The organism is Sphaerobacter sp., assembly GCF_019683595.1.
GTDB lineage: Bacteria > Chloroflexota > Chloroflexia > Thermomicrobiales > Thermomicrobiaceae > Sphaerobacter.
The window spans coordinates 1-4,572 of record NZ_JADGHZ010000235.1; the positions used below are offsets into that span (position 1 = coordinate 1).

Genomic DNA, 4,572 nt, shown 5'->3' on the forward strand with positions numbered 1-4,572 from the left:
GGCCCGCCGCTGGCGCCTGCGCCCCGCCGCCGGGCGCGCCGCGCCGCCCGGCTCCGCTCAGGATGACAGCCGTGCCGGAACGGGTGGCGGGAAGACGAGAATAATTCGTCAAACTCCATTAGCCCCGGGCACGGGCCGAGAGACGGGACCGGCGCATCGGGGTCTGATCCGTACCGCGATCCCAGCCGGCTTTAGCCGGCTTTTCATTGTCAACCCGGCGGCTTTAGCCCCCGGCACGGGCCGCGACGCGGCGACCTCCCCGCCACCCACCTCGGATACGGTCAGCCGCCGCCTGGGCCGGCTAGGCGGGCGGGAGACGGGGCGGCAGGTATGCCGGATCATTTCGTCACTGTCCACCAACCCGCCGGGCCTCGTCGCGCTCCTGGACCCATCGCGCGCTGCTTGACATCACCAAAACGTCGCCCGTACAATGCGCCTAACAGAAATCATTCCGACGAGACATACGTATAGCGCGATCGCTGCGCCCGCATGTTGCCATTCCCCGAAGCCACGTACCGTCCATCGAGGCACGCTGGAGGAGGAGACAGACATGGACGACGCAGGGACCGCCGCACTCGCTTCCGGGGCGAGCGCCCGGCGCTACCCCCGACGCACGATCCTGAAACGCGCCGCGGCAATCGGGTTCTCCTCGGCCTTCATCCCGACCTTGCTCGCTGCCTGTGGTGGCGGCTCGGCGGAGGAGGCCACGCCGAGCGATGCGGCGCCCGGGTCGCCCAGCCCCGCGCCGGGCGAGACGCCGTCTGGCGAAACCACCGGCGGGATCGTCAATGCCAACACCACGCTCGGCGATAAGGGGATCGGCAACCCGATCCTCAACGGCAACGACTACTGGACCGAGTGGCTCGTGTTCAGCAAGCTCACCAAGTACGACGACGAGGGGAACGTCCTGCCGGACCTCGCCGCCACCTACGAGTACTCCGAGGATGGCCTCACGCTCACCCTCTCCCTGGTCGATACCACCTGGCACGACGGCGAGCCCTTCACCGCGGCCGACGTCCTCTTCACCTTCGACACCGTCAGCGATCCGAACGTCGACACGCCATACGGTTCCCGGCTTCAGGTCGGCGGGGAGAAGGTGCAGTACGAGGCGCTGGACGACCGCACCGTCCGGATCACGATGAAGGAACCCTTCGCACCCTTCCTCTTCGGTCTGTCCCAGATCGGCATCATCCCGCGGCACCTGCTGGAAAACTCAGCGGACATCAACACCGACCCGTTCAACCTGCAACCGATCGGCACCGGCCCGTACAAGTTCGTCGAGAAGCAGCCGGACCAGTTCGTCCGCTACGAGCGCTTCGACAACTACTTCAAGGGCCGACCCGCCGCCGACGGTTGGACGGTCTTCTACATGGTCGACGCCAACGCGGGTGCAGCGGCGCTCGAGTCGGGCGAGATCGACATGATGTTCACCCCGCCCGAAATGCAGCCCCGCTACGAGGACGATCCGGACTACATGCTCTTGAACTATGTCTACTTCACGCCGATCACGCTCGCGTTCAACCACAAGCACCCCGCCCTGGCCGACATCAACGTGCGCCGGGCGATCGCCCACGCGATCGACCGCAAGACGTTGAACGAGACGGTCACCAAGGGCCGCGGACTGCTCGCGAACAACCACTACGCGACGACCGGCCCCCTCGACCGCTACAACAACTACGACGAGGTGAACTACGAGACGGAGTACCCCTTCGACCCCGCCCGCGCCCAACGACTCCTCGACGAGGCGGGCTGGACGCCGGGCGCGGACGGAATTCGCGAGAAGAACGGCCAGCGGCTGTCGCTAACCGTCCTCACCTACGCCGGCTTCGATGAGTACAAGAACGACCAGGTGATTATCCAACAGATGCTCGGCGAGGTGGGCATCGAGATCACACCGCAGGTCCTCGAGTACACCACCCTGGAAGGCATGTGGCACGACCCGAACGACGATCCGATGGGCCGGGCCATGGAGGTGCAGGAGTGGCCGCACCCATTCGAGCAGGATCCGGACGTGTTCAACGAGCTGCACTCCAGCAACGTCCCGCCCGGCGACAACTACATGTGGTTCCAGGACGCCGAAGTCGACCAGTTGATCGACCAGGGGCGCACCACCGTCGACCTGGATGAGCGCATCCAGATCTACCAGCAGCTCGACCGGCGCCGTATGGAGACCCTGCCCGCGCTCCCGCTCTACTGCGCGGTCGACGGTTGGGTGGTCAGCCGCCGGCTCGGCGGGGTGCCCGAGGACACGCCGAGCTTCCGCTGGTACCAGCGGGCCTTCCCGGAGAAGATCTACAAGCAGGGCTGACGGAGGCGCTGGGCGAGGCACGATCGGGGTCACGCATGGCCGGGTTCATCATTCGCCGCCTGCTCTGGATGCTGCCGCTGCTGCTGGGCGTCTCGATCATCTGCTTCGCGATGCTGAAGCGCGCGCCGGGCGATCCCGTGGCCGCGATGCTGGCCGAGTCCCGCTCGACCGGGCAGAACCTCACGCTCGCCGACCGCGAGCGGCTCCGACACCAGTTGGGGCTCGACCGGCCCGCCTACCTCCAGTACGTGGACTGGCTGGGCCAGGTAGCGCACGGCAATCTCGGCATGTCGACGCGGATGAACCAGCCGGTCGCGGACGTGATCATGCAGCGGCTGCCGAACACCATGAAGCTCGCCGGGGTGGCGCTCGTGCTCACGCTCGTGATCGCCCTGCCCCTCGGCGTGCTCTCCGCCATCCGGCAGTACTCGCTGCTGGACTACTTCCTGACCACGTTCAACTTCATCGGCATCTCGATCCCGCAGTTCTGGCTTGGGCTGATGCTTCTCTACTTCTTCGGCGTCACGCTCGGGTGGTTCCCGGTGCGCGGCATGAGCAGCCCGTACGTCGAGCCGGGCTTCTGGAACCAGGCGAAGGACACGGTCCTCCACTACGCCCTTCCGGTCGCCTCGATCACCCTGGTGAGCCTGGCGGGCTATACGCGCTACCAGCGCGCCGCGATGCTGGAAGTGATCCGGCAGGACTACATCCGCACCGCCCGCGCGAAGGGCCTGCGCGAGCGCGCGGTCATCCTGGGCCACGCCTGGCGCAACTCGCTGATTCCGATCATCACCCTGCTGGGCTACGTGCTCGTCATCCTGGTAGAGGGCTCGATTGTCGTTGAGAACATCTTCTCATGGCCCGGCATGGGCCAACTTGCGGCGCAGTCGCTCAGCCAGCGCGACTACCCGGTGGTGATGGCGATCGTGCTCCTGTCGGCCACCCTGATCCTGGTTGGCACCCTCATCTCGGACATCCTGTACGCGATCGTCGACCCGCGGGTGCGCTACGACTGAGCGCAGCCTGCCCTGAAGGGGCGTCGCCCGTGACTGCCGAGGCTCAATCCGCTCCCCTCTCATCACGGGATCTCACCGCGACGAAGCGGGCGCAGCGCCCGCTGGCGCTCACCTGGCGCCGCTTTTGCCGCCACCGGTTGGCGCTCGCCAGCGCCGTCTTCCTCGTCCTGCTCGTCGCCGTCGCCGTCCTGGCCCCCTGGATCACCCCGTACGACCCGAACGCGACCGATCTGAACCTGGCCCGCTTCGGGCGCCCCGCCGCGCCGAGCCTGAGCCACCCGATGGGCAGCGACCAACTCGGCCGGGATTGGCTCTCCCGGCTGATCGCCGGGTCGCGGGTCTCGCTGGTGGTCGGCTTTCTCGCTACGGGGGTCGCCATCGTGGCCGGCACGCTGCTCGGCGCCATTGCCGGCTATGCCGGCCGCTGGGTCGACACGGCCATCATGCGCGTGTGCGACCTCATGCTCGCCTTTCCCCCGCTCCTCTTCTTGATGGGCGCGCTGACCGGCATCCGCAGCCCTACGGTGGGAATCATCGCCCTGGTCATCGCCGTGATCGGCTGGATGAACGTCGCCCGCCTGGTTCGGGCTGAGTTCCTCACCCTGCGCACCCGTGAGTTCACCATCGCGGCCCGCGCCGTCGGTGCCTCGACGCCGTCGATCATCTTCCGCCATCTCCTGCCCAACGCCGTCGGGCCGATCATCGTCGCGGCCACGCTCGGCATCCCGGCCGCGATCCTGACCGAGTCGACCCTCTCCTTCCTCGGCTTCGGCATCCAGCCGCCGACCGCGTCCTGGGGCAACATGCTCCAAGGCTCCTTCAACTACATGCGCGACTACCGGGCCTGGTGGATGGGGTTCTACCCCGGACTGCTGATCTCCCTGACGGTCCTCGCCTTCAACTTCCTCGGCGACGGACTGCGCGACGCCCTCGACCCCTACGCCCACCGCTGACGCATGAGGGAGGGTGATCCCTCGCTCTGGTGTCACGCAGGGAGCAGGAAGAGCGTCGCTCTGGCTTGTGAACGGTCCAAGGCGAGATCCTACGCTCCGTCGCCCGCCGCCCCGCGGCGGCCGGCCCCGCTCAGGATGACATCGGTGCAAGGGTCTATCCGGCTCCCGACCATGGGGTTGCTGGCAAGACGGGTTGCATCCAAGGCTGCGATCGCCACTCCGAAACCGAACCGGGGGGGGGGGGGGGCGGCCCGCCGCGGGGCGGGCCCGGCGGCCGCGGCCCGCGTCGGATTAA

The 4,572-nt window shown here is 67.5% G+C and carries 3 protein-coding genes; all 3 read left to right on the forward strand.

From position 1 onward, the window contains the following. Window positions 1-550 precede the first annotated feature (550 nt). The 3 genes from IRZ30_RS15845 to IRZ30_RS15855 are packed head-to-tail and all read left to right on the forward strand — an operon-like array spanning window position 551 to window position 4,277. On the forward strand, window positions 551-2,308 hold the full coding sequence (locus tag IRZ30_RS15845; protein ID WP_294086526.1) for an ABC transporter substrate-binding protein: 1,758 nt from the start codon (window positions 551-553) through the stop codon (window positions 2,306-2,308). Between the two features lie 35 nt (window positions 2,309-2,343). Continuing rightward, the gene (locus tag IRZ30_RS15850; protein WP_294086527.1) at window positions 2,344-3,324 is read left to right on the forward strand and encodes an ABC transporter permease; all 981 of its coding nucleotides are present in this window, start codon (window positions 2,344-2,346) and stop codon (window positions 3,322-3,324) included. Window positions 3,325-3,353: 29 nt separating this feature from the next. After that, a complete protein-coding gene (locus IRZ30_RS15855; protein WP_294086529.1) occupies window positions 3,354-4,277 on the forward strand; it encodes an ABC transporter permease in 924 nt (307 codons plus the stop codon). Window positions 4,278-4,572 lie beyond the last annotated feature (295 nt).

What these genes read in the sequence shown, in the direction of transcription:
- IRZ30_RS15850 (WP_294086527.1), top strand. Translation starts at nt 2,344, where the DNA reads ATGGCCGGGTTCATCATTCGCCGCCTGCTCTGGATGCTGCCGCTGCTG.
- IRZ30_RS15845 (WP_294086526.1), top strand. Translation starts at nt 551, where the DNA reads ATGGACGACGCAGGGACCGCCGCACTCGCTTCCGGGGCGAGCGCCCGG.